Source organism: Leclercia sp. (assembly GCF_036780805.1).
Taxonomy (GTDB): domain Bacteria; phylum Pseudomonadota; class Gammaproteobacteria; order Enterobacterales; family Enterobacteriaceae; genus Enterobacter.
This window is the reverse complement of record NZ_DAIQCE010000001.1, coordinates 1,339,410-1,365,106: the sequence shown is the minus strand read 5'-3', so window position 1 is coordinate 1,365,106 and position 25,697 is coordinate 1,339,410. Positions and strand designations below refer to the sequence as shown.

The window sequence follows — 25,697 nt, the reverse complement described above, 5'->3', positions numbered from 1 at the left end:
TTGCAATGAGATGCAGTAAAACAACGGGCGCATGGCGCGCCCGCAGGGATCAGTTGCCCAGACCGCGACCGGCGTCTTTGGCTTCGATCAGTTCGATTTTGTAACCGTCTGGATCTTCGACAAAAGCGATCACCGTGGTACCGCCTTTCACCGGACCGGCTTCACGGGTCACGTTGCCGCCGTTGCTGCGGATACGCTCGCAGGCATCCGCCGCGTTATCCACTTCCAGCGCGATGTGGCCGTAGGCGGTGCCCAGCTCGTAGCTATCAACACCCCAGTTGTAAGTCAGCTCAATCACCGCTTCGTCGCTCTCCGGGCCGTAACCGACAAAGGCGAGGGAGTATTTGTACTCCGGGTTTTCGCTGGTGCGCAGCAGGGTCATGCCCAGCACGTTGGTGTAGAACTCGATGGAACGTTGCAGATCGCCAACGCGCAGCATGGTGTGAAGTAGGCGCATATTATCCTCTTAGCATTTTATCATCTTGAACAGAAACGATGTTTTAGTATAGCGGCGAATCGTCGCCGCTATCAATGAAGGGATTATAAAGAAGGATAATCGGTATAACCTTCCGCGCCGCCGCCGTAGAAGCTTTCAGGACGCTGCGGGTTCAGCTCGGCTTTGCGCTCCAGGCGTGCCACCAGATCCGGGTTGGCGATATAGGCGCGGCCAAAGGCCACGGCATCAATCAGCCCTTTGTTGATCAGATCTTCTGCTTTCTCTGGCGTATAGGCACCGGCCCCGATGATCACGCCCGGGAAGCGGTCGCGCACTTTCTGGCGGAACGCGTCGGTATACGGCTCACCGCCGGCCCAGTCTGGCTCGGACATGTGCAGATAAGCGATGCCACGTTTTGCCAGCTCTTCAATCAGGTACAGCGCGTCGGCTTCTTCGTTCGGACCGTTATCAACGTTCTGGAAGGAACCGATAGGCGAAACGCGGATCCCGATGCGATCGGCGCTCCACTCATTTGACACGGCATCAATCACTTCCAGCACCAGACGGGCGCGGTTCTCTACGCTACCGCCGTACTGATCGGTACGCTGGTTAGAGGACGGGGACAGGAACTGGTGCAGCAGGTAGCCGTGGGCACCGTGCAGTTCGACCAGGTCGAAACCGGCTTCGCGGGCGTTGGCGACCGCTTGGCGGAAGTCGTTGACGATGCCCGGGATCTCGTCCAGCTCCAGCGCGCGTGGGGTGGTGGTGTCGACGCGGATCGCGTGGCCGTTTTCATCGCGCAGGGAGGTGCGGGTGCCCGCGTTCAGAGCAGAGGCAGAAACCGGAGCCTCGCCGCCAGGCTGGATGCTGCTGTGGGAGATACGGCCAGTGTGCCACAGCTGGACCGCGATACGACCCTCTTCGGCATGCACGCCATCGGTGATCTTCTTCCACGCGGCGATCTGCTCCGGGCTGTGCAGGCCAGGTGCGCCCGCGTAGCCTTTGGCCTGGGCGGAGATCTGGGTGGCTTCAGAGATGATCAGGCCTGAGCTGACGCGCTGGCGATAGTATTCGCCCATCAGCGGCGTCGGGATATCGCCCGGCTCAATGCTGCGCAGACGGGTGAGGGGCGCCATAAAGACACGGTTTGGTGCGACGATAGCGCCCACCTTAAGCGGGGTGAATAATTTTTCGGCTGACATAGTTGCTCCTGAGTAGACCGGTCGTCTAGTAATTCGTGAAATAAAAACGCCTGTTAAACGCCAGGCGTTGCAATGATGGTTTTAACATGGTCCAGCGCGCTCTCCAGCGGCAGCGCGCTGCGGGACATTTTGGCCTGCAGGTTGGCACCCAGCCACAGGGAGTAGAGCACCTGCGCCTGGGTGAGCGGTTCGCCGACGAAGGTCAGCGATTTTTCATCCCGACCTTTCGCCAGCGCCTGCGCCAGCAGGGTGATCACACCCGTGGCCCCTTTATCCATCGCGGTACGCATATCTTCGGAGAGATCGCATACCTCGGCAGACAGTTTCACCGTCAGACAGCCGCTGATAATCCCCTGCGCACAAAACTGGGTCAGCGTCTCCTGATAATAAGCCAGAACACGATCGCGACAGTTGCCTTTGCCGCTGGCGAAATGCGTGGCCAGACGCTGATGGTAGCCCGCATAGTGGCGCTCCAGCAGGGCCACGCCAAACGCCTCTTTAGAGCGGAAGTAGTGATAAAACGACCCCTTCGGCACATCGGCAGTTTTCAGCAGCTCGCTCAGCCCCATTCCGGTAAACCCGCGGTGCATGCACAGCCGCTCGCCGGTCTCCAGGAGGTGTTCGCGTGTATCGTATTCAGTATGCTTATTCATGTCGTCAATGTAATAGACCAATCGGTCTAATGCAAGTTTTAAGTTCGACGGCAGTGGGTGAGCAGATCCAGTTGCGGCTGATAGACCGAGGTCTGGATGTTCATCATCCCCAGCACCGTGGAGAACAGATTGTCCTGGGAGACCGTCTCTTTTGCCGCCTGGTCGCGCAGGCACTGCTCGTCAACGCCGAAGTTCTGTTGGTAATCCTTTGAGAGCCAGAACATAAACGGAATATGCGTCTGCTGCTCCGGGGCCAGCATGTACGGCGTGCCGTGCAGGTACAGGCCATTTTCCCCCAGCGACTCCCCGTGATCGGAGAGATAGACCAGCGCGGTATTCATCGTCGCCTGGCGCGCTTTCAGAGCATCAATGGTGCGACTTACCACGCTGTCGGTATACAGGATGGTATTGTCATAGGTATTCATCAGCGCCTGATGATCGCAGTCCTGGATCTCATTGGTGTCGCAGGTCGGGGTAAAGCGACGATACTGCTCCGGGTAACGCTGATAGTAGGCCGGGCCGTGGCTACCCATCAGATGGATCACCAGCACCGTATCCTGCTTCAGGCCATCCAGCGTGTCATTCAGGCGATAAAGGTTAACGTCGTCAATACAGGATTTGTCCTTACAGAACTGGTCCAGCTTCCACTGGGTCATGTCGGTGTGGGGAATGCGATCGCAGGCGCCTTTACACCCGCCGTCGTTATCCCGCCACAGCATATTGATCCCGGCATGGCCCAGCACATCCATTAAGCCTTCCTGATGATGTGCCCGGTCGGCATCGTATTTTTTGCGCGTCATCCCGGAGAACATGCACGGGACGGAGACGGCGGTTTCGGTGCCGCAGGAGGAGGCCTGCGGGAAGTTAATCACATTCTGTTTTTTCAGCTCAGGGTTGGTCTCACGGTTGTAGCCGTTCAGGGAGTAGTTCTCGGCCCGGGAGGCTTCGCCCACCAGCAGCACCAGCACGGTCTTTTTCTGCTGCGCCACCAGCACCGGGCCTTTACGCGCATCTTCACCGAGACGAATTAAAGTCTGATCCCCTGCGAACCAGCGCGCTTTGCTGTATTTGGCGATGGCGCTGACGTAGTTGGCCGGGGTCACCATCTTGACGATGCCTTTGTTATTGCGGAACAGCGAGGCGTAATCCTTATAGAAGACCGCCGCCACCAGCACGATCACCACGGTGCTGGCGAGGATCGCCGCGAGGCGCATTAACAACGTCTGCCACCATTTACCCGGGCGGATGCGGATCATCGCCAGCACCACGGAAGGCACCAGCCCGGCAACCACCAGCCACAGCACCAGCTGCGGGGTGACCAGCGCCGTGGCCTCCTGAGAGTTGGTCTCAAAGACGTTGACCATCATGTTCTGGTCGATCACCGCCCCGTAGGTAAACATAAACCAGGTTGCTGCCGCGCAGCCGAGGGTCAGCAGTACCAGCAGCGGTTTGCGGATCAGCGGGATATTCAGGATGCTAAATACGATCACCCAGCCGCAGAACAGCACCAGCGGCACCGTCAGGGCAAAAATAAAGTCATGCAGACGGGCGGGAGAGATCACCTGCCAGCTACGATGAATAAAGAGAGCATTTAACAGCGTAAATAAGAGAGCACAGCCCAGCGTAAATTTCGTATCGTTACACTGTAACTTTTTAAACGTCACCATCATCACCAACACCAGAGATTGTATTAATGATGAAAGTATAAGGAGAGAAGATTAGTGAAACCTTAATGCCACAATTATGTGATTGACCTCTTGCATTACCCGGACTTAAGGTCTTCACTTTACTCATTCTTGGGTTTCGGGAGGGTCGAGTGGCTGAACAACTGGAGTTCTTTCCTGTCCAGAGCCCGTGCCGGGGTATCTGCCAGTCTGATGAACGGGGTTTTTGCCGTGGCTGCATGCGCACCCGGGATGAGCGTTTTAACTGGCAAGCTTTTAGCGATGCCCAGAAGCAGGAGGTCCTGCGCCTGTGCCGTCAGCGCCTTTTGCGCAAAATGCGCGCAAACAAAGCCCCTGAATCCGAAGAACCGCAGCAACCCTCACTGTTTTAGCCCCGCAAACGCGTATACTCTCCGCAGACTTTTTTTAAGGAAATTGCTATGGTTCAGCGTATTACCCTTGCCCCGCAGGGCCCGGAGTTTTCCCGTTTTGTGATGGGTTACTGGCGTCTGATGGACTGGAACATGTCCGCCCAGCAGCTGGTCAGCTTTATTGAAGAACATCTTGATCTGGGGATCACCACCGTCGATCACGCCGATATTTACGGCGGGTACCAGTGTGAAGCGGCCTTCGGTGAGGCACTGAAGCTCTCTCCCGCGCTGCGTCAGCGGATGGAGATTGTCACCAAGTGCGGCATTGCCACCACGGCTAAGGCAGAGCATGCCCTCGGTCACTACATCACCGACCGCGACCATATCATCAGCAGCGCGGAACAGTCCCTCACCAACCTGGCGACTGACTACCTTGACCTGCTGCTGATCCATCGCCCCGATCCGCTGATGGATGCTGATGAGGTTGCCGAAGCTTTCCTCGCCCTGCATCAGAGCGGCAAGGTGCGCCATTTCGGCGTGTCCAACTTTACCCCGGCGCAGTTTGCCCTGCTGCAGTCGCGCCTGCCGTTCACCCTGGCGACCAACCAGGTCGAGATCTCCCCGGTTTACCAGCCGCTGCTGCTGGACGGCACGCTCGATCAACTCCAGCAGTTGCGGATCCGTCCGATGGCCTGGTCCTGCCTCGGCGGCGGTCGTCTGTTTAATGACGACGCCTTCCAGCCGCTGCGCGATGAACTTGCTCAGGTGGCGCAGGAGCTGAATGCCGAAACCATCGAGCAGGTGGTCTATGCGTGGATTTTACGTCTGCCGTCGCAGCCGCTGCCGATCATCGGTTCCGGTAAAATCGAGCGCGTGCGTTCAGCCCTGGCGGCAGAGCAGCTTCAGATGACGCGCCAGCAGTGGTTCCGCATCCGCAAAGCCGCGCTGGGTTACGACGTGCCGTAATGCCGTATTTGTCTGACTTCCCGGTGAAATCACTGCCCCTGGTATAAGCTTAAGGGGCAAAAAACAACCGAAGGAGGTCATATGAAGCGATTTACTCTGGCAGCGTTGACGCTGGTGGTTTGTGCAGGTGCGCAGGCCGCCAGTGAAGAAGTCAAAATGAACCTCGTCACCTCTCAGGGGATTGGCCAGTCCATCGGGACGGTGAAAATTACCGAAACCGACAAAGGGCTGGAGTTTTCCCCGGACCTCAAAGCCCTCCCACCGGGCGAACACGGTTATCACGTCCACGCCAAAGGCTCCTGCGAACCGGCCATGAAAGAGGGGAAACCTTCCGCCGCTGAGTCTGCGGGCGGACACCTCGACCCGCAGAACACCGGCAAACATGAAGGGCCAGAGGGCGTGGGCCACCTCGGCGATTTGCCCGCGCTGGTCGTTAATAACGACGGAAAAGCCACCGATCCGGTGGTCGCGCCGCGTCTGAAAAAGCTGGATGAGGTCAAAGGCAAAGCGCTGATGATCCACGTTGGCGGCGACAACATGTCGGATCACCCTAAACCGCTTGGCGGTGGCGGGGCACGTTACGCCTGCGGCGTGATCTGATCGCTTATGGTGCCCGGGGCGGGCGCCTGTTCCAGCTGGGAGAGTGAGCAGTGCAGCCGCCAGATCAAGGCCGCCAGCTCCTGCCCGGCGGGTTGCGGATGATGCCCCAGGGCGTCGCAGATGCGCTGAAGTTCATCAAGGGTGGCGGCCAGCGGCCGCTGCTGGACCCCGCGCTCGCTCATGATATCCCGCAGCAACGACACGGCGACATCCCGCACCTGCGCCAGCGGATCGGAGCGGGTCTCCCAGTCGCGCAACTGCCACACCACATGGCTGCAGTTGAGCAGCACCACGCCCCAGCGCAGCAGCCAACGGCGGGATAGCGCATCCTGACTGCCGTTGAGCTGGCTCACATGGTGATATACCAGCGATTCGTAGCCATTTTCACTCAGCCGCGGCTTGCGGCTGAGCTGATCGACAAACCCCCGTCTTAGCTCCCGGATGTGACGGCGGCTCTTCCGCGCATCCGATCCCGGTCGTAGCACCGCAAAGGCCAGCCAGGTCAGCCCCACGCCAAGAATTTTTGCCAGGTCGTCGTTAAGGAAATCGGCAAAGTCATACACCGGTGGGTTGGTCACCGAAATAAATGACCCCATAAAGACAATCAACTGTCCCCACAGACCGGCCAGAGCGGGCATTTGCTGCTTCAATAATTGCATGGTGGTCAGCAGCGGGAACAGGAACAGCAGGAACAGCCACAGATCGGAGATCTGCACCATCAGGCCAAATTTGACCACAAAGCTGAACAGCGACAGCAGAATCAGCGTACGCAGCAGCAGCGTGAGGGAGTTGAAGGGCGAGGCCGACACCGAGTAGAGCACGCTGCTGATCGCCGCCAGCGTCAGGGCTGCTCCCCCGGCGTCCCACTGGGCGGTAATGGTCCAGGCACCCACCAGGCTGAGGGCGCATAAGGTGCGAAAGCCGCTCCACAGGGCTTCGAGATTATCGGTATGCCTGGCCAGCGCCGGGCTGCGCGGGACGGCAAACTCCGTCACCGGCGTGGCCGCTTCCACCGCCGCTATCCAGCGGCTGCTGCGCAGATACAGGCGGCAGAAATAGCGCAGCCGCTGCCAGACGGCACGATGCCGATAATCGCCGTCATCGGCCGGTTTGAGCGGGGCCATGATGCGGGCCAGGGTATAGAAATCGGCGTCGGGCCGGGCGAGGGCGGCGAGCAGCTGGTCGATGACCTCCCGGGTATGGGCAGGCGGGTTGGGCCAGTTCAGCAGCATGCGGCGCAGGCTGGAGATGGCGCTGGTCATGCGCAGCTGCTGATGGAGCAGATAGTTGAGCAGGGCATTTTGCCGACGAAAGCGGTAGTGGCTCCAGAAGGCCTGAATGCGCAGCAGGTTCATGGTCAGGATCTGGGCTATGACCTTCTCATGGGCAAGGCGAATGGCATCGTTGCTGTCGGGCTGCCACAGCAGGCTGGCGTGCTCCAGCAGTCGGGTGTGCATGGCTTTCAGGGCGTTGATCAGGGCCGTGCCATCGGAGGTGCTGGGCAGGATCATCATCATCACGCCGCCGCTCAGGATGCCGATGATGACTTCACACACCCTGGCCTGGGCAATATCCCACAGCTGGGTGGTATCGAGAATATCGATCACCGGGAAGGCGATGATCGCCGCCGTATACCCTGCCAGCTGGAAGGCGTAGGCGACGTTATTGGTGAAATGGGCGCAGGCCCAGGTACAGAACCCGAGCCAGGCCGCCATACTCAACAGAAACAGCCAGGGATCGTTAAGGGTGTGGCCCGCGATAATCAGCGCCGCGGTGGCGCCCATCAGGCTGCCCGCCACGCGACCGAGGCTTTTACTGATCACCCCTCCCACGGTCGGGAAGCTGACCACCGCCGCCGAGGTCATCGCCCAGTAGGGTTCATCCAGGTTGAGACAATAGGCGACGGTGAGCGCCAGACACATCGCAATGCCGTTGCGCAGGGCATAGCGCCACTGCGCCGGGGTTGCCCTGAGCCACGGCAGGTTGCGCCAGTTCACCGGGCGGTTCCGATGGAAACGGTGCAGGTCGTGCCGGAGACCAGCGTCACGTCCGTCGGCAGCTGGTCAAAGGCGATGCGTACCGGGATGCGCTGCGCCAGCCGCACCCAGGGAATATTGGGTTTAACGTCGGGCACCAGGCCGGAATCGGTCTCCACGCTTTGATCGTAGATGGCGCGTCCGATACTGGAGACATGCCCCTGTAAGGTTCCCGAGCCGCTGTAGAGGACGATCTGCGCCGGGGCACCCTCGCGGATATGCCGGAGTTTGGTCTCCTCAAAATAGCCCACCACGTAGAACGAATGGCTGTCGACCAGGGCGAAGACCGGCTGGCCGGTGGTGGCGTAATCGCCGACCCGGGTGGAAAGATTGGTTACCCAGCCGTCAACCGGGGCTTTGACCACCGTCTGGGTCAGCTGCCACTGGGCCTGCTTGAGCGTGGCTTCGGCTACCGCAACGCTGGCCTGCATCGCCTTAACGTTGATATTGGCGGTGTCCAGATCTTCGGCGGAGATATAGTTCTGCGACAGATGGCGACGGCGGTTGGCCTCGTTATTGGCTTTCGCCAGATCGGACTGGGATTTCGCCAGCTGCGCTTCGGCGTTGAGGACCGCGATGTGATAAGGGGTCTCATCAATATGAAACAGTACCTCACCCGCCCGGACAAACTGGTTGTCTTTAATTTGCAGCGCGGTGATGGTGCCGGATACCTGCGGCGTGACGCTAACCTGTTCGGCGCGCACTTTGCCGTCACGGGTCCAGGGCGACTGCATATAATAATTCCATAACCACCAGCCCGCGAGCAGCGCCAGGGCCAGAACAAGTAAGGATGAAAAATATTTAATTGTTTTCACGGGTCTCGTCACCACACAATCAACAGAGTCAGACTCAGGCACACCGCCAGGACAAACAGCGACAGATCCATCAACATCGGGTGCCAGATTTCACCGGAATACATCCAGTCGCGCAGCAAGCGGTGGGTGACAAGCCAGATAATAAAACCCAACATCACCGCCTTGAATAAGGGGGGAAAGTACACCGAGGCGCCGACAATCAAATCCTGAAGCGGTAACCCCGTGGCGTTAAACGTGAAATTCACGAGCCGGTTCCTTTGCAAAGGGGAAAGTGACTAAAAAGCATCCGCCTGATGCCTGGCGGCGTCTTAACGCAATGTAAAGCAGACGGTCATCAAGTTTTATCCAGTATTGCATTTGTTTTGGCAATATAAATGCTGCACACTATTCTAAAATCAGTATAATAACTTAGCAAGCTAATTATAAGGAGATGAAATTGGAATCGCCACTCGGTTCTGATCTGGCAAGGTTAGTACGCATCTGGCGTGCCCTGATTGACCATCGCCTGAAACCTCTGGAGTTGACACAGACGCATTGGGTTACGCTGCATAATATCCATCAGCTGCCGCCCGACCAGTCACAGATCCAACTGGCAAAAGCGATTGGCATCGAGCAACCATCACTGGTACGAACGCTCGATCAACTGGAAGACAAGGGGCTGATCTCGCGTCAGACCTGCGCCAGCGATCGTCGTGCCAAGCGGATTAAACTTACCGACAAAGCCACACCGATTATCACTGAGATGGAAGCCGTGATCAGCAAAACGCGCGGTGAAATCCTCGCCGGGATCAGCCCCGCTGAACTGGAACTGCTGATCTCGCTGGTCGCCCGGCTGGAAAGCAATATCCACGAGCTGCAATCCCGTGACTAACCGTTAAAAAAGCCTTGCTAACGCAAGGCTTTTTCTTTACCGGAACACCACCACCCGGTTACGCCCGGTCTCTTTCGCCTCATACATTGCCTTATCCGCGCATTCGACGCACGCTTCCGCACTGGTTTTCGACGAGGTGGCGGTAAACACGCCCATACTGATGGTAATCGGTTCGGGAAGCTGGCCCTCGGAGCTGGCTCTGTCGAAGCTGCTCAGCTTTAACCGGACCCGCTCTGCAACCTGTCGGGCCGCGTCGGAAGAGGTATGGGTTAACATCAGAACAAACTCTTCCCCGCCAATGCGCGCCGCGATGTCCTGGGGCCGTACCGAATCCATCAGTAATCGGGAGACGAACTGCAACACCTTATCTCCCTGCAGGTGTCCGTAGTTGTCGTTGATACGCTTAAAACGATCCAGATCGCTGACGATAACCGAGACCGGGTGGTGCTCAGTTGCCGTGCGAAGCGCCTGGTTTAGCGCGTCGTAAAAATAGCTTCGATTATAGAGACGGGTCAGAGGGTCGCGAATCGAGTTCTGATAAGACTGCTGGTACTTCAGATGCGAGTCACGATAGAGATTAAAAACGTCACACAACAGGACAAAAATAATCAGCAGGGTGGCGGCAGTTTCAAATAAGCGGGCGCGATACCAGGTGATATCCTCCGCGTGGCCGCCTAAATAAAGCATGACCAGGGTTGCGATATAACAGACACATAAAAAATTCCCGCCGACCCAAAACATATTTCGCACGCGAGTAATAATCATCAGTGTTGCTAATGAAACTACCCAGAACAGGATTAAGACGATGTTTATCGCCTGTTTCCACAGCAGCATATATTGCCGGGTTTCATTATCAATCAAATCTATTGATAACAAAGGTGAAAAGCTGGAATAAAACCACGCCAGGGTTACCATCAGGCCAGTAAATAAAGCCGCCCCGACAATGACACAGAGATGAAACGTTCGGGACAGCGGTCGGTTACGGATAAAGTACAGTAGGGCCGAAACGATAAACAGCACCGCCATCATCAGATGACGGAACGTAAAGAAGATCATCGCGTCGTTGTAGTTCACCACGTTGAACTGGTAGAGGTCCAGCCACGCGGGATAGCTGGAAAGCGTCCCCACCATCAGCATAGCGGATCCGGCGTAGGCGAAGGCAAAGGCCATCAGGTACAAGCGCTGTCTGTCGCACCCGTATTTCATTGTCATAAAACAGGCAATAAAGAGATGGAAAACCAGTAAAAATATGGTCAGCATCGGGAATAAGAACGGTGAAAATGACGAAACCTTTTCTTCAATCCCTATAGACAGCGAATGTAAAACCCCGATGACAATAATGCATCCCAGAAAGAACTGAACATAATTATTCTTAATATAACGACTCATCGCAACCATAAGTGTTGTTGTAAAAAGTAAAAATAAAAACAGATAAAGAAGAGTTGCGAATAATCTCATGAGCGCAGGGGAAATACTTTGCGCAGGAACAAGGTAAACGAATATTAACTATAAGTTGCATGAATGTATTTTGTAAATATATTCATGTAAATATTGAGTAGTGTCAATGGACGTGGTCAGAAGACCACGCCCATAATGTTATTAACGCGGGGAGACGGTCACCTGGCTGCCATTGCTTGCCAGCACAACGCGCTGGCCAGCGGCAAATTTGGTGTTGCCCTGTTTCTGCACCACCATAATGGTGCTGCCGTCATCTTTACGAATTTCTAACTCAACGCCCTGAGATTTGTTCATTGAACCCTGAACGCCCTGACCGGCAACGCCACCGGCTACGGCACCTGCCGCAGTCGCCAGTGAACGCCCCGTGCCGCCACCTACGGTGTTACCGAGGAAGCCACCCAGTACCGCACCGCCAAGGGCGCCGATCACGTTGTTCTCGTCACCACCCTGAATCTGCACCGGGCGTGCGTTCACAATGGTGCCGTAGGTGACTTGTTGTACCTGTTTCGCCTCAGACGCACTGTAAACATCCCCTGAGAGGGAGCTATCATTAACACAGCCAGCCAGAGTGAATCCAACCAGCGAAACGGCCAGTACACGTAAAATCATTTGAATCTCCTGTTCACCAAAAAACGCTCTGTGAGCATCCGTTATGGCTAAATTATATGGCATCAGGTGCCACAGATCCTATCTTCGCCTAAACATTAGGAGAATAGTACTTGATTCTGGCTTAACCAGATATAAACAGGCGCTGACTTCACCCCGATCTCGGTAAGGATAATTCCTGGAATCGTCCTCACGCTCAGGTATTGTTAAAAAGTATTATCGCGTCATGGAATTGAGGTCGGGTTTATGGTTGAGTGAGCCATCAACCCTGCGGAGTAAGGAAAACGGATGAAATCGGGTCGCTATATTGGCGTAATGTCAGGAACCAGTCTGGATGGCGTAGATGTTGTTCTCGCGGCAATCGACGAGAATATGGTGGCACAGCAGGCAAGCCTCAGTTGGCCCATTCCTCCGGAAACGAAACACGCGATCCTGAATATCTGTCAGGGCCAGCAGCTGACGCTGTCGCAGCTGGGGCAGCTGGATACGCAGCTTGGACGCCTGTTCGGCGATGCGGTACTGGCGCTGATGCACCAGGAAGATCTGCGCCCCCAGGACGTCGTGGCGATTGGCTGTCACGGCCAGACGGTCTGGCATGAGCCGGGCGGGGAAGCGCCTCATACCCTGCAGATCGGCGATAACAACCAGATTGTGGCCAAAACCGGGGTGACGGTAGTCGGCGATTTCCGCCGTCGGGATATGGCCCTTGGCGGGCAGGGCGCGCCGCTGGTTCCGGCCTTCCATCACGCGCTGCTTGCGCATCCGACGGAGCGCCGCATGGTGCTCAACATTGGCGGTATCGCCAATCTCTCCTTATTGATCCCCGGACAGCCGGTACGTGGCTTCGACACCGGGCCGGGGAATATGCTGATGGACGCCTGGATCTGGCGTCAGGCGGGCAAACCCTACGATAAAGACGCCCAATGGGCCTGCAGCGGTAAGGTCATCATCCCGCTGCTGCAAAGCATGCTGTGCGATCCCTATTTCGCTGCCCCGGCACCGAAGAGCACCGGGCGCGAGTATTTCAACTACGGCTGGCTGGAGCGCCAGCTGGCGAACTTCCCGGGGCTGGCGCCGCAGGACGTGCAGGCCACGCTGGCTGAGCTTACCGCCGTCTCGGTGTCGGAACAGGTGTTGCTGAGCGGCGGCTGCGATCGCCTGCTGGTGTGCGGCGGCGGCAGCCGTAACCCGCTGCTGATGGCGCGGCTGGCCGGTCTGCTGCCGGGTACGGAGGTGAGCACCACCGATAAGGCCGGGATCAGCGGCGATGATATGGAAGCGCTGGCCTTTGCCTGGCTGGCGTGGCGAACGGTAGCGGGCCTGCCGGGAAATATGCCTTCCGTCACCGGCGCGCGTGAAGCCAGCGTGTTAGGTGCTGTTTTTCCAGCCAATCCGCGGCAAAATCAGAGTTAACCGAATTTCGCTTAAAGGCATGATGGGTAGAATGACACGGAAAAACGGGAGGGCGTTCGCGCCCTTCGTGACCAGGAAAGTGAACTCACCCATGAAAAAACTGCTTCTTGCTTTAACCCCCTTCCTGCTGGCGAGCTGTAGCGTCTACAACCAGTTTGTCGAGCGCATGCAAACCGACACCCTGGCGTACCAGTGTGAAGAGAAACCGCTCACCGTGAAGCTCAATAATCCCCGTCAGGAGGTCAGTTTCATCTATGACAACAAGCTGCTGACGCTGAAGCAGGGGATGTCAGCCTCCGGCACCCGTTACAGCGACGGGGTCTATGTGTTCTGGTCGAAAGGCGACAGCGCGACGGTCTACAAGCGCGATCGCGTGGTGCTGAACAATTGTCAGATCGAAAATCCGAAGCGTTGAGATTTTGCAGGGGGCGGCGCACAATAGCGTCACCCATTGTCAATGTCAGCTAACGCCATGTCAGATAACGACGAATTGCAGAACATCGCGCACCTCAGGCGCGAATACACCAAAGGCGGCCTGCGTCGCCAGGATCTCCCCGCCGAGCCGCTGGTGCTGTTTGAGCACTGGCTGAGACAGGCCTGTGACGCCCGCCTGGCCGATCCCACCGCGATGGTAGTGGCGACGGTCGACGAACAGGGTCAACCCTACCAGCGCATTGTGTTACTCAAGCACTACGATGAGAAAGGGCTGGTGTTCTATACCAACCTCGGTAGCCGCAAAGCGCACCACCTCGAAAATAACCCGCGTATCAGCCTGCTCTTCCCCTGGCATATGCTGGAGCGTCAGGTGATGGTCACCGGCACCGTCGAACGACTTTCCACTCTGGAAGTGGTCAAGTATTTCCACAGCCGCCCGCGCGACAGCCAGATTGGCGCCTGGGTCTCGAAACAGTCGAGCCGCATCTCGGCCCGCGGCGTGCTGGAGAGCAAATTTCTCGAGTTGAAACAGAAGTTCCAGCAGGGCGAAGTGCCCCTGCCGAGTTTCTGGGGCGGTTTCCGCGTCTCTGTTCAGCAGATGGAGTTCTGGCAGGGCGGTGAACATCGCCTGCATGACCGCTTTTTATACCAGCGTGATAACGACGCCTGGAAAATCGATCGTCTGGCACCTTAATCCCCGAAATTTGTTCTCTTAAGCGCTGGTACAACGGGTGTCAGCGCTTTATTCTATGTACCTTTCGCGTCTGGCGAAAAGTCGTGTACCGGCAGAGGTGCAGTCGTTTTATACATGGAGAATTTGATGGCAAGCAGTAACTTGATTAAACAATTGCAAGAGCGGGGGCTGGTAGCCCAGGTGACGGACGAGGAAGCGTTAGCAGAGCGACTGGCGCAAGGCCCGATCGCGCTCTATTGCGGCTTCGATCCTACCGCCGACAGCTTGCATTTGGGGCATCTGGTTCCATTGTTATGCCTGAAACGCTTCCAGCTGGCAGGCCATAAGCCTGTGGCGCTGGTCGGCGGCGCAACGGGTCTGATTGGCGACCCGAGCTTTAAAGCCGCTGAGCGTAAACTGAATACGGCAGACACCGTGCAGGAGTGGGTGGATAAGATCCGCAAACAGGTCGCCCCGTTCCTCGATTTCGACTGTGGTGAGAACTCAGCGATCGCCGCTAACAACTACGACTGGTTTGGCGGCATGAACGTGCTGACCTTCCTGCGTGATATCGGCAAGCACTTCTCCGTTAACCAGATGATCAACAAAGAAGCGGTGAAGCAGCGTCTGAACCGTGACGACCAGGGCATCTCGTTCACCGAGTTCTCTTATAACCTGCTGCAGGGTTATGACTTCGCCTGCCTGAACAACCTGCACGGCGTGTCGCTGCAGATTGGCGGCTCCGATCAGTGGGGTAACATCACCTCCGGTATCGACCTGACCCGTCGTCTGCACCAGAACCAGGTCTTCGGTCTGACCGTGCCGCTGATCACCAAAGCCGACGGCACCAAGTTCGGTAAAACCGAAGGCGGCGCGGTATGGCTCGATCCGAAAAAAACCAGCCCGTACAAGTTCTACCAGTTCTGGATCAACACCGCGGATGCTGACGTCTATCGCTTCCTGAAGTTCTTCACCTTTATGGATCTGGAAGAGATCAATGCCCTGGAAGAAGAAGACAAGAACAGCGGCAAAGCCCCGCGCGCCCAGTACGTGCTGGCGGAGCAGGTGACGAAGCTGGTTCACGGCGAAGAGGGTCTGGCGGCCGCGAAGCGTATTACCGCCAGCCTGTTCAACGGTACCCTGAGCGATCTGAGCGAAGCTGACTTCGAACAGCTGGCGCAGGATGGCGTGCCGATGGTTGAGATGGAGCAAGGCGCAGACCTGATGCAGGCGCTGGTTGACTCCGAGCTGCAGCCATCCCGTGGTCAGGCGCGTAAAACCATCGCCTCCAACGCCATCACCATTAACGGCGAAAAACAGTCCAACGAGGAGTATACCTTTGTGGACAGCGATCGCCTGTTTGGCCGCTACACCTTACTGCGTCGCGGCAAAAAGAATTACTGTCTGATCTGCTGGAAGTCATCGTAAAAGCACAGGGGCATGGGAAACCATGCCCCTTTATTTTTTCAGGGTTGTGGTAAGAAAATGAAGAATATCCTCGCCATCCAGTCCCACGTCGTGTTTGGGCATGCTGGCAACAGCGCCGCTGAATTTCCGATGCGTCGTCTCGGGGCCAACGTCTGGCCGTTAAATACCGTTCAGTTTTCCAACCATACGCAATACGGCAAGTGGACCGGTTGCGTGATGCCGCCTGCGCACCTGACAGAGATTGTTCAGGGCATTGCGGAGATCGACAAACTCAAAACCTGTGACGCCGTGCTGAGCGGCTATCTGGGGTCAGCCGAGCAGGGCGAGCATATTCTGGGCATTGTCCGCCAGGTGAAGGCGGCCAACCCGGCGGCGAAATACTTCTGCGATCCGGTGATGGGGCACCCCGAGAAAGGCTGCATCGTGGCACCCGGCGTCGCGGAGTTCCATGTCCGTCATGCCTTACCGGCCAGCGACATTATCGCCCCGAACCTTATCGAGCTGGAGATCCTCTGCGAACATCCGGTAAACAGCGTGGATGAGGCGATTACGGCCTCCCGGGAGCTGATTGCGAAGGGCCCGGAGATCGTGCTGGTGAAGCATCTGGCCCGCGCCGGAATAAGCCCGGACCGCTTTGAGATGCTGCTGGTGACCCAAGACGAAGCCTGGCACATCAGCCGTCCGCTGGTGGATTTTGGCAGCCGTCAGCCGGTAGGGGTTGGGGATGTGACCAGCGGTCTGCTGCTGGTGAAACTGCTGCAGGGGGCGACGGTGCGCGATGCGCTAGAGCACGTCACGGCGGCGGTGTATGAAATCATGATCGCCACGAAGACGATGCAGGAGTATGAGCTGCAGGTAGTGGCCGCTCAGGACCGGATTGCGAAGCCGGAGCACCTCTTTAGCGCGACCCGGCTTTAGCATCATAATGCCCGGCGGCGCTGCGCTTGCACGGGCCTGGAAAAACGTAGGCCGGGTAAGCGCCAGCGCCACCCGGCAATACACAACAACCTTACTTCAACCCTTCCGCTTCCAGCGCTGCCGCCACGGCAGGACGCTCCGCCATACGCTGCATATAAGCGTCAATATGGCTTAACCCTTCCATATTCAGCTTCACGGCCCGCGCCCAGCGCAGCACGGTGAACAGATAGGCGTCGGCAATGGTAAAGCGCTGACCGCAGATCCACTGCTCGTCTTTCAGCGAATCGTTCACGTACTGCAGCTTTTTCTCCAGCAGGGCGCGTACGGTCGGCTTGTACTCTTCCGGGGTATCGGGGCGGAACAGCGGGGTAAAGCCTTTGTGCAGCTCGGTGGCGATGTAGTTCATCCATTCGAGGGTCTTGTAGCGGGCGATGCTCCCTGTAGGGGCCAGCAGCTGGCGATCCGCAACGCCATCCGCCAGGTATTGCATAATGGCAACACCTTCGGTCAGCAGGGTACCGTCTTCCAGCAGCAGGGCCGGGACCTGGCCTTTAGGATTCACCGCGAAAAAATCATCGCCGTTTTCCAGACGCTTCTTCATCAAATCTACCCCGTTAAGGGTGAAGTCTTTACCGCTCTCGCGCAGCGTAATATGGGAGGCAAGAGAGCAGGCGCCTGGTTTATAGAACAGTTTCATCGGTCACTCCTGTTTACGTAGGTTTAGCCTATGGTAGTGCGGCCCAGGATAAAAAAAAAGCCGCTAACGCACAGTTAGCGGCTTCAATTCAGTCGTTTCCCGATGACATTACGCGGTCGCGGTCTTGCTCGCTTTCGCTGTGATGTCGTCGTCCTGAGTCATACGATTCAGTTTAGGTGCGGTCAGCAGCATCAGCACGGCAATAACCGCGGTGGCGATACCGATCTGCAGGAATACATCACCATAGACGTGCAGGGACAGCAGCGGATCGGTCACGTCAGATGGCACGGCCATCAGGTTGGCAATCTTACCCGCGATGATGGCAGCACCGGCAGTGGTCAGGAACCAGCTACCCATGATGAAGCCCATCAGACGCTGTGGAACCAGCTGTGCAACCATCGCCAGACCCAGACCGGAGATCATCAGCTCACCGATAGACTGCAGGGCGTAGCTCAGGATCAGCCAGTTTACGGAGACGATACCGGCGTCGCTGGCGAATTTCGCGCCCAGCGGCAGCACCAGGAAGGCACCGGAGCACAGCACCATACCCACCGCGAACTTGTGCGGCATTGGCAGACGGTCGCCCATCTTGTTGTAGATAGCGGCCAGAATCGGGCTACCCACCATGATCCAGAATGGGTTCAGGGCCTGGAACTGCTCAGGTTCGAACGCGATGCCCAGAATAGAGTGCTCAACGTTACGGATAGCGAAGAAGTTCAGCGAGGTTGGCATCTGGCTGTACAGGACGAAGAAGCAAATCGCTTCCACCATCAGGATGAAGGCCACGATCATCTTACGACGCGCTGCGCCCTGCATAGCAAAGGCTTCTTTCGCGAAGATGCAGATAATACCCAGCGCAACCACGCCCAGCACCGCACGTGCGATACCCTGGTTGTGCAGCAGCCAGGTGGCGATGGCAACCAGAATGACGACACCGACGATGGTGGCCAGCAGTTTGCCCATCTGTACCGGCGCAAAGTCAGGCTTGGAACCGTAGTCCTTGACCCAGCTGCGGCAGAACAGGAAGTTCACCACGGTAATCAGCATCCCGACGAAGCTCAGGGCAAACGCCACGCTCCAGCCGAATTTCGCGGCCAGCCATGGGGTTGCCAGCATGGAGAAGAAGGAACCGATGTTGATGGACATGTAGTACATGGTGAATGCACCGTCCAGACGCGGGTCGTCCTTTTTATAGCAGGTCGAGAGCAGGGACGATGGGTTCGCCTTGAACAGGCCGTTACCGACCGCGATGGTCGCCATACCCAGGTACACCACACCAGCATCATGACCAGACCAGGCAACCAGACCGTAACCGATCGCCAGAACGATGGCGCCCAGCAGAATGACACGTTTGGTTCCCAGTACTTTATCGCCCAGCCAGCCGCCAATTGCGACCAGACCGTACACCAGAGCACTGAAAGAAGAGAACAGCGTAATGGAATCCGCTTCGGACATACCCAGTTGTTTAACCAGGTAAACCGCCATGATCCCTTGCAGACCGTAGTAACCAAAACGTTCCCACAGCTCAATGGAAAAAATGAGATAGAACGATTTCGGTTGTTTGAAAGCGTTAAGACTTACGCTTTCCTCAGCTGGTTTATTGTTTGCAGTAGACACATATACCTCTTTTTTTACATCCCATATTAACGGGGGTGTTCATAGCGTGAAGACCGGAGTCCATCCGCTTTATAGTTATAGTGGGAGGGGAAACGGCGGGTAATGTTCACTATCCTGACCCATCTGGCAAGGCATTTGTAATACTCTGTTACATATAACCCTGGCGCTATAATGCGCCAGAAACCTAAATGTTATTTAGCGTTAAATTTTACCGTTGCGTTGAAACTGGTTTTTTCCACTATCCTTTAGCCGAAAAAGTGCGCAGATGGCGATATGTTCTGCTGTAAAAGGGAATGTGTAGTGATATGGGCTAAGTTCTGAAATATATCCGGTCATATCTTCCGGTTATCAGGGGCGATTTCTCGATGCAATAAGGCTTTGTCGGCATTTTCGATACACAAAATTAACACCATGTGAACAGAGTGATCCTGATCACATTTATATAGAAAATTTCGCTGACGAAAAAACAATTAACCTGTTTGATTGTTATATGGCCGCACAATCCGCGAAAGACGAAGTTTGGCTCAGGCGTAATGCCTGTGAAATGGGATGTCGGTAGGGAGTCATGCTTTCTGTAAGAAATTCACATCATAAAAAAACCGTCGGCTGACGGTTTCAGAGGTCGGTTTTCTCTTTATATTCACAGAGATCTTCGATAATGCAGGAGCCGCAGCGCGGTTTACGCGCGATGCAGGTGTAGCGCCCGTGCAGAATCAACCAGTGATGGCAGTCGACCTTAAACTCCGCCGGAACCACCTTCAGCAGCTTCTCTTCCACCAGTTCGACATTCTTACCGGGGGCGAAATTGGTGCGGTTGCAGACGCGGAAGATATGGGTATCCACGGCGATGGTCGGCCAGCCAAAGGCGGTATTCAGCACCACGTTGGCGGTTTTGCGCCCGACGCCGGGCAGGGCTTCCAGCGCGGCGCGGTCTTCCGGCACCTCGCCACCGTGCAACTCCAGCAACATGCGGCAGGTCTTGATCACGTTCTCGGCTTTGCTGTTAAACAGGCCAATGGTCTTGATATAGGATTTGACGCCCTCTACGCCCAGCTCCAGCATCGCCTGCGGCGTGTTGGCGACGGGGTAAAGTTTCGCGGTCGCTTTATTGACGCTCACGTCGGTGGCCTGCGCGGAGAGCAGGACTGCGATCAGCAGTTCAAACGGTGAGGTAAAGTTCAGTTCAGTCGTCGGGTGCGGGTTGTTATCCCGCAGGCGCTGCAAAATGGCTAAACGCTTCTCTTTGTTCATGAGGCCTTCTCAGGGATCCCTTCCTCGACGCTGCGTGCAGCAGCGCGGCGCTTACGTTTCTCATCAATCAGGTATTTGACCGCCAGCATCATACCGAGGCCAATAAACGCGCCCGGTGGCAGCATCGCCAGCAGGAACGGCGTATCGGTGTGGAACACCTCAATACGCAGCGATTTCGCCCAGCCGCCCAGCAGCGCGTCTGCGCCGTCGAACAGGGTGCCGTTGCCGAGGATCTCGCGCATCGAGCCCAGCACGAACATCGCGCCGGTCGCCCCCATGCCGATGGCAAAGCCATCGAGAGCAGAAATCAGCGGATCGTTCTTCACCGCAAAGGCTTCGGCGCGGCCCACCACGATACAGTTGGTGACGATCAGCGGGATAAAGATCCCCAGTGACTGATAGAGGCCAAAGGCATAGGCATTAATCAGCATCTGCACGACGCTCACCACCGAGGCGATGATCATCACGTAGATGGGAATACGAATTTCTGACGGCGTCCAGCGACGCAGGGCAGAGATCGACAGGTTGGTCAGGGTCAGCACCAGCGTAGTGGCCAGACCCAGACCGAGCGCGTTGGTGGCGGTCGAGGTGACGGCCAGCAGCGGACACATCCCCAGCAGCTGTACCAGGGCGGAGTTGTTCTTCCACAGACCCTGGACGATAACCTCTTTAACCTGGCTCATGATCACTCCTCACAGGCGGGCAGATTGTTAAGTTGCGCCGGCAGCGTCTGAGCGTAGACGCCCGCACGTTTGACGGCATTCACCACCGCGCGGGGGGTAATGGTTGCGCCGGTAAACTGATCGAACTCACCGCCGTCTTTCTTAACCGCAAACGCCGGGTCGTCACTGCCGTGGATGGTTTTGCCGGCAAAGTGCAAAATCCAGTCGCTTAAGCGGGTTTCGATTTTATCCCCGAGCCCCGGCGTTTCGTGATGCTCGGTGACGCGCGTGCCCAGCACGGTGCCGGAGAAATCGGTGCCGACCAGCAGTTGAATGGCACCGGAATAGCCGTCTGGCGCAGTGACTTCCATCACCGCACCCACTGGCGCATCCCCTTTGCGGGCAATAAAGATGCGGCGTTGACCTTTGCCTAACGGCGCAGCCTCGACAAGATAACAGCTTTTTTGCAGATCGTTATCGTAGAGCTCCGCCGGGATCACCTGGTCGAACAGCGCCTTTTGCTGACGGGCCGCCTGTTCGTCGATGGTGGATTTGGTCAGACCGTTGACGAGGGCCGTCAGGCCGGTCAGCACCGCGGCAAAGACCGCCAGCGTCACGCCGTGTTTTTGCATCGTTTTTAACATGGCGAGTCCCTTAGCGATGGCCGTACACGCGCGGACGCGTGTAGTAGTCAATTAACGGTACGGTGATGTTAGCCAGCAGAACCGCAAAGGCCACGCCGTCCGGATAGCCGCCAAAGCTGCGGATCAGCCACACCAGCAGACCGGCCAGCGCGCCAAAAATCAGGCGGCCACGGTTGGTGGTGGAAGCCGTCACCGGATCGGTCAGAATAAAGAACGCCCCCAGCATGGTCGCGCCGGAAAGCAGATGGATTTGCGGGGAAGCCAGCGATTCCGGCGAGAATGCCCAGCCCAGGCCGGAACAGACCGCGAGGGTCACCAGGAAGCTCACCGGGATATGCCAGCGGATCGCTTTCTGCCACAGCATAAACACCCCCCCGGCCAGATAGGCGAGGTTCACCCACTGCCAGCCCGCACCGGCCAGCACGCCGCTGTAAATCGGGGCCTGCATAATCTGCTCTACGCTGTGACCCGCGTGCAGGGAGGTTTTAAAGGTATCGAGCGGGGTGGCCTGGCTGATGCCGTCCACGCCCATCCGCAGGCTGTTCATATCCGCGCCGCTGGCGGTATGGCCGGAGAAGATGACCTGCAGGGCATCCATAAAGCCTGGCACAGTCGCGGCAATCTCATGCGGCGGCAGCCAGCTGGTCATCTGCACCGGGAAGGAGATCAGCAGCACCACGTAGCCAATCATCGCCGGGTTAAACGGGTTATGGCCCAGACCACCGTACAGCTGTTTAGCAATGATGATCGCAAACACGGTGCCGAGCACCACCATCCACCAGGGGGCGAACGGCGGAATACTGATCGCCAGCAGCAGGCCGGTGAGCAGGGCGGAGTTATCCGCCAGGATCTTGCTCACCACTTTTTTACGCAGTTTGAGGACCAGGGCTTCAGCCGCCAGCGCGCTAGCGCCGCCGAGAACGATCTGCAGCAGCGTACCCCAGCCGAAGAACCAGACCTGAACGGCAATGCCCGGCAGCGCGGCCAGACAGACCAGCATCATGATGCGCGATGTCTGGCGCTGGTTGTGGGTATAAGGGGAGCTTGCGATTCTGAAAACCATTTAATCCTCGTTAACTGCCTGCTGTGCGGCTTTCTTTGCCTGGACGCGCGCAATGGCGGCAGCAACTGCCGCTTTGCGTGGATCGTCATTGGCTGCCGGTTCTTCTTCCTGTTGTGCCGCTTTGCGTGCTTTCGCACGGGCAATGGCGGCTTCGACCGCGGCCTTACGCGGATCGACGGGAGCGGGTTCTGCCGGTTTCTCTTCCGGCTGCGCTGCTTTGCGGGCTTTCGCGCGGGCAATCGCCGCTTCGACGGCGGCTTTACGCGGATCGACCGGAGTCTGTTCGACCTGAATAGCATCCGGCTGCGCCGCTTTACGGGCTTTTGCCCGGGCGATAGCGGCCTCGACGGCGGCTTTACGCGGATCGGTCTCTGGCTGCACGGCGCTGGTCTGGGCTTTTTCCGCCTGACGGGCGCGGGCCTCGGCTTTACGCGCTTCGCGGGCGGCAATGGCGTCGCTGTTATCCGGGCGCTGTCCGGCCGGGATCACCACGTCCTGTGCGGCGGTGGCTTTCTTCTCGCGCACGCGGGCCAGGGCTGCATTAATGGCATCCTGATCTTTCGCCGCAGGCTGTACCGCCGCTTTCTTATGACGCTCTTCGCGGGCGGCTTTCTCGCGCTCAAGACGCTGCTGTCGGGCTTCAAAGCGCGCTTTCGCCTCGGCAGCGCGTTTCTCTTCCTGCGCGATGGCGTAAATTTCGGCCTTCTCAACGCGGAAGTACTGCACCAGCGGAATATTGCTCGGGCAAACCCAGGCGCAGGCACCGCACTCAATGCAGTCGGCCAGGTTATGGGATTTGGCTTTGTCGTGGATCTGGCCTTTGCTGAACCAGTACAGCTGCTGGGGCAGCAGATCTGCCGGACATGCGTCGGCGCAGGCGCTGCAGCGAATGCAGCCTTTCTCTTCCTGCTCTTCGCCCATCTCGCTGACGGATGGCGCCAGCAGACAGTTAGTGATTTTTACCACCGGCACGTCCAGCCACGGCAGGGTAAAGCCCATCAGCGGCCCGCCCATGATCACCATCTGCTCCGCGCTCGGGCAGAACCCGGCCTGGTCAAGCAGATGACGCACCGGCGTACCCAGACGCGCCCAGACGTTGCCCGGACGGCTGACCGCTTCACCGGTCAGGGTGACGACGCGCTCGGTCAGCGGCTCGCCGTCAACGACCGCGCGTTTCACCGCATAGGCGGTGCCGACGTTCTGCATCAGCACGCCGATATCCGAGGAGCGGCCGCCGTGCGGAACCTGCTTGCCGGTTAAAATCTGGGTCAGCTGCTTCGCGCCGCCGGACGGGTATTTGGTCGGGATCACCCGCAGGCTGATATCGTGACTGCCGGCCAGCACCGCACGCAGCATGGAGATGGCCTGCGGTTTGTTGTCTTCAACGCCGATCAGCACCTCTTTTGGCTGCAGCACGTGGGCGAGAATGCGAATGCCCTCGACGATCTGCGCGGCGCAGTCCTGCATCAGACGATCGTCGGCGGTGATGTACGGCTCACACTCGGCGGCGTTGATAATCAGGGTCTGGATCTTGTCGCCACCGCCCTGCAGTTTGTTGCCGGTCGGGAAGCCCGCGCCGCCCAAACCGGCGACACCGGACTGGTGGATACGGGCGATCAGCTCTTCCCGGCTGCGGCTGCGGAAATCGCTCCAGCCCTCGCGTTCGATCCAGCGATCTTCGCCGTCGGCGTCAATCACCACGCACAGCTCGGACAGGGCAGAAGGGTGGGCCACGGTATGCGGGGCAATCGCCGTCACGGTACCGGAGGTCGGGGCATGAACAGGGAGCATCCGGCCGCGGCCAAAGGTCAACGGCTGGCCGCGCAGCACGCGATCTCCAACCTTGACGCACAGCTCACCCTCAGCACCGATGTGCTGCTTCAGGGGGATAACAAAACGGTTGGCCAGCGGGATCTGGCGCAGCGGCGTGCCGCTGGACTGGGTTTTCATCTCCGGCGGATGGATACCGCCGTCGAAATCCCAGATCTTCTCTTTTCTGAAGGCAGAAAATAACTTAAGCATGTTGTTCCACAGGAATAATGCGAACCGGAATGGTTTGAAGATCCCATTTCCAGCTGTCGGTCGTCGTCGCTACCGGGCGTAACTCAATGCACTGGGTCGGGCAGGGGGCGACGCAGAGATTACAGCCGGTACACAGATCCTCAATCACGGTGTGCATGGCGCGCGTGGCACCAACGATGGCATCCACCGGGCAGGCCTGAATACATTTGGTACAGCCGATACAGTTAGGTTCATCGATCACCGCCAGCATGCGAACCGGCTCCTGCGCGCTGTCGTCGCCGTCGACCGGCTGCGGGTCAACGTTCAGCAGGGTGGCAATCTTCAGCATCACCGCTTCGCCACCGGGGGCACAGCGGTTAATTTTCTCTCCGCCGGTGCCTACCGCCTCGGCGTAAGGGCGACAGCCAGGGTAGCCGCACTGCCCGCACTGGCTTTGCGGCAGCAGCTCATCAATTTTTTCTACGACCGGATCGTCCTCCACCGCGAAGCGGCGCGAGGCGTAACCGAGAATGATGCCAAAAAGCAGCCCCAGTACGCTGATGGCTGCGATGGCGATCCAGATTGCATTCATTACAACTTCACCAGACCACTAAAGCCCATAAAGGCCAGAGACATAAGACCGGCGGTAACCAGCGCGATGGCGTTACCGCGAAACGGTGCCGGGATATCGGCGGCAACCATGCGTTCGCGGATTGCCGCAAACAGCACCATCACCAGCGAGAAGCCCACCGCAGCCGAAAAGCCGTACAGCGCCGACTGCAGGAAATTGTGCCCAAGGTTAATGTTGAGCAGCGCCACGCCGAGCACCGCACAGTTGGTGGTGATCAGCGGCAAAAAGATGCCGAGCAGACGGTATAGCGCCGGGCTGGTTTTACGCACCACCATTTCGGTGAACTGCACCACCACGGCGATAACCAGAATAAAGGCCAGCGTGCGCAGGTAGGTCAGACCGAGGGGGATCAAGATCCAGGTGTCAATCCACCAGGCGCAGATCGAGGCAAGGGTCATCACGAAGGTGGTCGCCAGCCCCATCCCCATCGCGGTTTCCAGTTTTTTGGACACGCCCATAAACGGGCACAGGCCAAGGAACTTCACGAGGACGAAGTTGTTTACCAGCACCGTGCCGACAAAGAGCAGTAAGTAATCGGTCATTATTCAGCCTGAAATAAAAAAGCCGCCTATTATCGGATAAACCG

The 25,697-nt window shown here is 57.6% G+C and carries 27 protein-coding genes; 9 read left to right on the top strand and 18 right to left on the bottom strand.

Features of this window, described 5'->3' with window-relative positions; translation table 11 throughout:
• Positions 1-49: 49 nt before the first annotated feature.
• The 4 genes from gloA to eptA form a co-directional block, all read right to left on the bottom strand.
• Positions 50-457, bottom strand: coding sequence for a lactoylglutathione lyase (gloA, locus tag V7Q49_RS06380; protein WP_333849905.1), 408 nt, complete (start codon positions 455-457; stop codon positions 50-52).
• 83 nt (positions 458-540) lie between these two features.
• Positions 541-1,638 carry an alkene reductase gene (locus tag V7Q49_RS06375; RefSeq protein ID WP_333849904.1) on the bottom strand — a complete coding sequence of 366 codons (1,098 nt, stop codon included), beginning with the start codon at positions 1,636-1,638 and terminating at the stop codon, positions 541-543.
• 53 nt (positions 1,639-1,691) lie between these two features.
• Complete coding sequence (locus V7Q49_RS06370) at positions 1,692-2,291, bottom strand: TetR/AcrR family transcriptional regulator (RefSeq protein ID WP_333849903.1); 600 nt, start codon at positions 2,289-2,291, stop codon at positions 1,692-1,694.
• Positions 2,292-2,329: 38 nt separating this feature from the next.
• Complete coding sequence (eptA, locus tag V7Q49_RS06365) at positions 2,330-3,958, bottom strand: phosphoethanolamine transferase EptA (RefSeq protein WP_333850501.1); 1,629 nt, start codon at positions 3,956-3,958, stop codon at positions 2,330-2,332.
• Between the two features lie 149 nt (positions 3,959-4,107).
• Between eptA and V7Q49_RS06360 the strand changes: the two genes are divergently transcribed.
• The 3 genes from V7Q49_RS06360 (at position 4,108) to sodC (ending at position 5,892) form a co-directional block, all read left to right on the top strand.
• Entirely contained in the window at positions 4,108-4,347 is a 240-nt protein-coding gene (locus V7Q49_RS06360) for a DUF1289 domain-containing protein (protein WP_333849902.1), read from the top strand.
• Positions 4,348-4,395: 48 nt separating this feature from the next.
• Positions 4,396-5,292, top strand: a complete 897-nt coding sequence (locus V7Q49_RS06355) for an aldo/keto reductase (RefSeq protein ID WP_333849901.1) — start codon at positions 4,396-4,398, stop codon at positions 5,290-5,292.
• 81 nt (positions 5,293-5,373) lie between these two features.
• Positions 5,374-5,892, top strand: coding sequence for a superoxide dismutase [Cu-Zn] SodC (gene sodC / locus V7Q49_RS06350; RefSeq protein WP_333849900.1), 519 nt, complete (start codon positions 5,374-5,376; stop codon positions 5,890-5,892).
• Here the strand turns inward: sodC and V7Q49_RS06345 are convergent.
• From V7Q49_RS06345 to V7Q49_RS06335, 3 genes are read right to left on the bottom strand one after another with little or no spacing between them, the layout of a single operon-like run.
• Positions 5,871-7,889, bottom strand: coding sequence for an FUSC family protein (locus tag V7Q49_RS06345; RefSeq protein ID WP_333849899.1), 2,019 nt, complete (start codon positions 7,887-7,889; stop codon positions 5,871-5,873). The two genes, sodC and V7Q49_RS06345, sit on opposite strands and share 22 nt — an antisense overlap.
• Positions 7,886-8,743 carry an HlyD family secretion protein gene (locus V7Q49_RS06340; protein ID WP_333849898.1) on the bottom strand — a complete coding sequence of 286 codons (858 nt, stop codon included), beginning with the start codon at positions 8,741-8,743 and terminating at the stop codon, positions 7,886-7,888. Before V7Q49_RS06340 ends, V7Q49_RS06345 begins: the two co-directional genes overlap by 4 nt.
• Before the next feature lie 8 nt (positions 8,744-8,751).
• Positions 8,752-8,988, bottom strand: a complete 237-nt coding sequence (locus V7Q49_RS06335; protein WP_333849897.1) for a DUF1656 domain-containing protein — start codon at positions 8,986-8,988, stop codon at positions 8,752-8,754.
• Between the two features lie 185 nt (positions 8,989-9,173).
• On the opposite strand from V7Q49_RS06335, the gene slyA reads away from it, so the two are divergent.
• Positions 9,174-9,614, top strand: coding sequence for a transcriptional regulator SlyA (gene slyA, locus V7Q49_RS06330; protein ID WP_333849896.1), 441 nt, complete (start codon positions 9,174-9,176; stop codon positions 9,612-9,614).
• A gap of 36 nt (positions 9,615-9,650) precedes the next feature.
• Here the strand turns inward: slyA and V7Q49_RS06325 are convergent, their stop codons facing one another.
• Both V7Q49_RS06325 and slyB read right to left on the bottom strand, forming a co-directional pair.
• Complete coding sequence (locus V7Q49_RS06325; protein ID WP_333850500.1) at positions 9,651-11,012, bottom strand: GGDEF domain-containing protein; 1,362 nt, start codon at positions 11,010-11,012, stop codon at positions 9,651-9,653.
• Between the two features lie 201 nt (positions 11,013-11,213).
• On the bottom strand, positions 11,214-11,681 hold the full coding sequence (slyB, locus tag V7Q49_RS06320) for an outer membrane lipoprotein SlyB (RefSeq protein WP_307762665.1): 468 nt from the start codon (positions 11,679-11,681) through the stop codon (positions 11,214-11,216).
• 285 nt (positions 11,682-11,966) lie between these two features.
• Here slyB and anmK point away from each other — a divergent pair, with 285 nt between their 5' ends.
• The 5 genes from anmK to pdxY all read left to right on the top strand — a co-directional run bounded on the left by anmK (position 11,967) and on the right by pdxY (position 16,545).
• Complete coding sequence (gene anmK / locus V7Q49_RS06315) at positions 11,967-13,091, top strand: anhydro-N-acetylmuramic acid kinase (protein ID WP_333849894.1); 1,125 nt, start codon at positions 11,967-11,969, stop codon at positions 13,089-13,091.
• A 91-nt stretch (positions 13,092-13,182) separates the two neighbouring features.
• The gene (gene mliC / locus V7Q49_RS06310; RefSeq protein WP_333849893.1) at positions 13,183-13,506 is read left to right on the top strand and encodes a C-type lysozyme inhibitor; all 324 of its coding nucleotides are present in this window, start codon (positions 13,183-13,185) and stop codon (positions 13,504-13,506) included.
• Positions 13,507-13,563: 57 nt separating this feature from the next.
• Positions 13,564-14,220 (top strand): pyridoxamine 5'-phosphate oxidase, encoded by a 657-nt coding sequence (gene pdxH, locus V7Q49_RS06305; RefSeq protein ID WP_333849892.1) that lies wholly within the window; start codon positions 13,564-13,566, stop codon positions 14,218-14,220.
• A 126-nt stretch (positions 14,221-14,346) separates the two neighbouring features.
• Entirely contained in the window at positions 14,347-15,627 is a 1,281-nt protein-coding gene (gene tyrS, locus V7Q49_RS06300; RefSeq protein ID WP_333849891.1) for a tyrosine--tRNA ligase, read from the top strand.
• 57 nt (positions 15,628-15,684) lie between these two features.
• The gene (gene pdxY / locus V7Q49_RS06295; RefSeq protein WP_333849890.1) at positions 15,685-16,545 is read left to right on the top strand and encodes a pyridoxal kinase PdxY; all 861 of its coding nucleotides are present in this window, start codon (positions 15,685-15,687) and stop codon (positions 16,543-16,545) included.
• Positions 16,546-16,636: 91 nt separating this feature from the next.
• On the opposite strand, the gene gstA is transcribed toward pdxY, so the two are convergent.
• The 9 genes from gstA to rsxA all read right to left on the bottom strand — a co-directional run bounded on the left by gstA (position 16,637) and on the right by rsxA (position 25,653).
• Positions 16,637-17,242, bottom strand: coding sequence for a glutathione transferase GstA (gene gstA, locus V7Q49_RS06290; RefSeq protein ID WP_333849889.1), 606 nt, complete (start codon positions 17,240-17,242; stop codon positions 16,637-16,639).
• 108 nt (positions 17,243-17,350) lie between these two features.
• Positions 17,351-18,859 (bottom strand): dipeptide/tripeptide permease DtpA, encoded by a 1,509-nt coding sequence (dtpA, locus tag V7Q49_RS06285; RefSeq protein WP_333849888.1) that lies wholly within the window; start codon positions 18,857-18,859, stop codon positions 17,351-17,353.
• A gap of 615 nt (positions 18,860-19,474) precedes the next feature.
• A complete protein-coding gene (gene nth, locus V7Q49_RS06280) occupies positions 19,475-20,110 on the bottom strand; it encodes an endonuclease III (protein WP_333849887.1) in 636 nt (211 codons plus the stop codon).
• The gene (locus tag V7Q49_RS06275; RefSeq protein ID WP_032617845.1) at positions 20,107-20,793 is read right to left on the bottom strand and encodes an electron transport complex subunit E; all 687 of its coding nucleotides are present in this window, start codon (positions 20,791-20,793) and stop codon (positions 20,107-20,109) included. Before V7Q49_RS06275 ends, nth begins: the two co-directional genes overlap by 4 nt.
• Before the next feature lie 2 nt (positions 20,794-20,795).
• Positions 20,796-21,416 (bottom strand): electron transport complex subunit RsxG, encoded by a 621-nt coding sequence (gene rsxG / locus V7Q49_RS06270; protein ID WP_333849885.1) that lies wholly within the window; start codon positions 21,414-21,416, stop codon positions 20,796-20,798.
• 10 nt (positions 21,417-21,426) lie between these two features.
• A complete protein-coding gene (rsxD, locus tag V7Q49_RS06265; protein ID WP_333849884.1) occupies positions 21,427-22,479 on the bottom strand; it encodes an electron transport complex subunit RsxD in 1,053 nt (350 codons plus the stop codon).
• Positions 22,480-24,501, bottom strand: coding sequence for an electron transport complex subunit RsxC (rsxC, locus tag V7Q49_RS06260; protein WP_333849882.1), 2,022 nt, complete (start codon positions 24,499-24,501; stop codon positions 22,480-22,482).
• Complete coding sequence (rsxB, locus tag V7Q49_RS06255; RefSeq protein ID WP_333849880.1) at positions 24,494-25,072, bottom strand: electron transport complex subunit RsxB; 579 nt, start codon at positions 25,070-25,072, stop codon at positions 24,494-24,496. Before rsxB ends, rsxC begins: the two co-directional genes overlap by 8 nt.
• Positions 25,072-25,653, bottom strand: a complete 582-nt coding sequence (gene rsxA / locus V7Q49_RS06250; RefSeq protein WP_333849879.1) for an electron transport complex subunit RsxA — start codon at positions 25,651-25,653, stop codon at positions 25,072-25,074. Before rsxA ends, rsxB begins: the two co-directional genes overlap by 1 nt.
• Positions 25,654-25,697: the final 44 nt, after the last annotated feature.

Bases quoted from the DNA above. Each gene is read 5' to 3' on its own strand.
- slyB (WP_307762665.1), bottom strand. From the start codon at position 11,681: ATGATTTTACGTGTACTGGCCGTTTCGCTGGTTGGATTCACTCTGGCT.
- pdxH (WP_333849892.1), top strand. From the start codon at position 13,564: ATGTCAGATAACGACGAATTGCAGAACATCGCGCACCTCAGGCGCGAA.
- pdxY (WP_333849890.1), top strand. From the start codon at position 15,685: ATGAAGAATATCCTCGCCATCCAGTCCCACGTCGTGTTTGGGCATGCT.
- rsxC (WP_333849882.1), bottom strand. From the start codon at position 24,501: ATGCTTAAGTTATTTTCTGCCTTCAGAAAAGAGAAGATCTGGGATTTC.
- nth (WP_333849887.1), bottom strand. From the start codon at position 20,110: ATGAACAAAGAGAAGCGTTTAGCCATTTTGCAGCGCCTGCGGGATAAC.
- rsxG (WP_333849885.1), bottom strand. From the start codon at position 21,416: ATGTTAAAAACGATGCAAAAACACGGCGTGACGCTGGCGGTCTTTGCC.
- gloA (WP_333849905.1), bottom strand. From the start codon at position 457: ATGCGCCTACTTCACACCATGCTGCGCGTTGGCGATCTGCAACGTTCC.
- V7Q49_RS06375 (WP_333849904.1), bottom strand. From the start codon at position 1,638: ATGTCAGCCGAAAAATTATTCACCCCGCTTAAGGTGGGCGCTATCGTC.
- rsxB (WP_333849880.1), bottom strand. From the start codon at position 25,072: ATGAATGCAATCTGGATCGCCATCGCAGCCATCAGCGTACTGGGGCTG.
- V7Q49_RS06355 (WP_333849901.1), top strand. From the start codon at position 4,396: ATGGTTCAGCGTATTACCCTTGCCCCGCAGGGCCCGGAGTTTTCCCGT.
- V7Q49_RS06325 (WP_333850500.1), bottom strand. From the start codon at position 11,012: ATGGTTGCGATGAGTCGTTATATTAAGAATAATTATGTTCAGTTCTTT.
- sodC (WP_333849900.1), top strand. From the start codon at position 5,374: ATGAAGCGATTTACTCTGGCAGCGTTGACGCTGGTGGTTTGTGCAGGT.
- mliC (WP_333849893.1), top strand. From the start codon at position 13,183: ATGAAAAAACTGCTTCTTGCTTTAACCCCCTTCCTGCTGGCGAGCTGT.
- slyA (WP_333849896.1), top strand. From the start codon at position 9,174: ATGAAATTGGAATCGCCACTCGGTTCTGATCTGGCAAGGTTAGTACGC.
- rsxA (WP_333849879.1), bottom strand. From the start codon at position 25,653: ATGACCGATTACTTACTGCTCTTTGTCGGCACGGTGCTGGTAAACAAC.
- tyrS (WP_333849891.1), top strand. From the start codon at position 14,347: ATGGCAAGCAGTAACTTGATTAAACAATTGCAAGAGCGGGGGCTGGTA.
- V7Q49_RS06370 (WP_333849903.1), bottom strand. From the start codon at position 2,291: ATGAATAAGCATACTGAATACGATACACGCGAACACCTCCTGGAGACC.
- V7Q49_RS06275 (WP_032617845.1), bottom strand. From the start codon at position 20,793: ATGAGCCAGGTTAAAGAGGTTATCGTCCAGGGTCTGTGGAAGAACAAC.
- gstA (WP_333849889.1), bottom strand. From the start codon at position 17,242: ATGAAACTGTTCTATAAACCAGGCGCCTGCTCTCTTGCCTCCCATATT.
- anmK (WP_333849894.1), top strand. From the start codon at position 11,967: ATGAAATCGGGTCGCTATATTGGCGTAATGTCAGGAACCAGTCTGGAT.
- eptA (WP_333850501.1), bottom strand. From the start codon at position 3,958: ATGGTGACGTTTAAAAAGTTACAGTGTAACGATACGAAATTTACGCTG.
- rsxD (WP_333849884.1), bottom strand. From the start codon at position 22,479: ATGGTTTTCAGAATCGCAAGCTCCCCTTATACCCACAACCAGCGCCAG.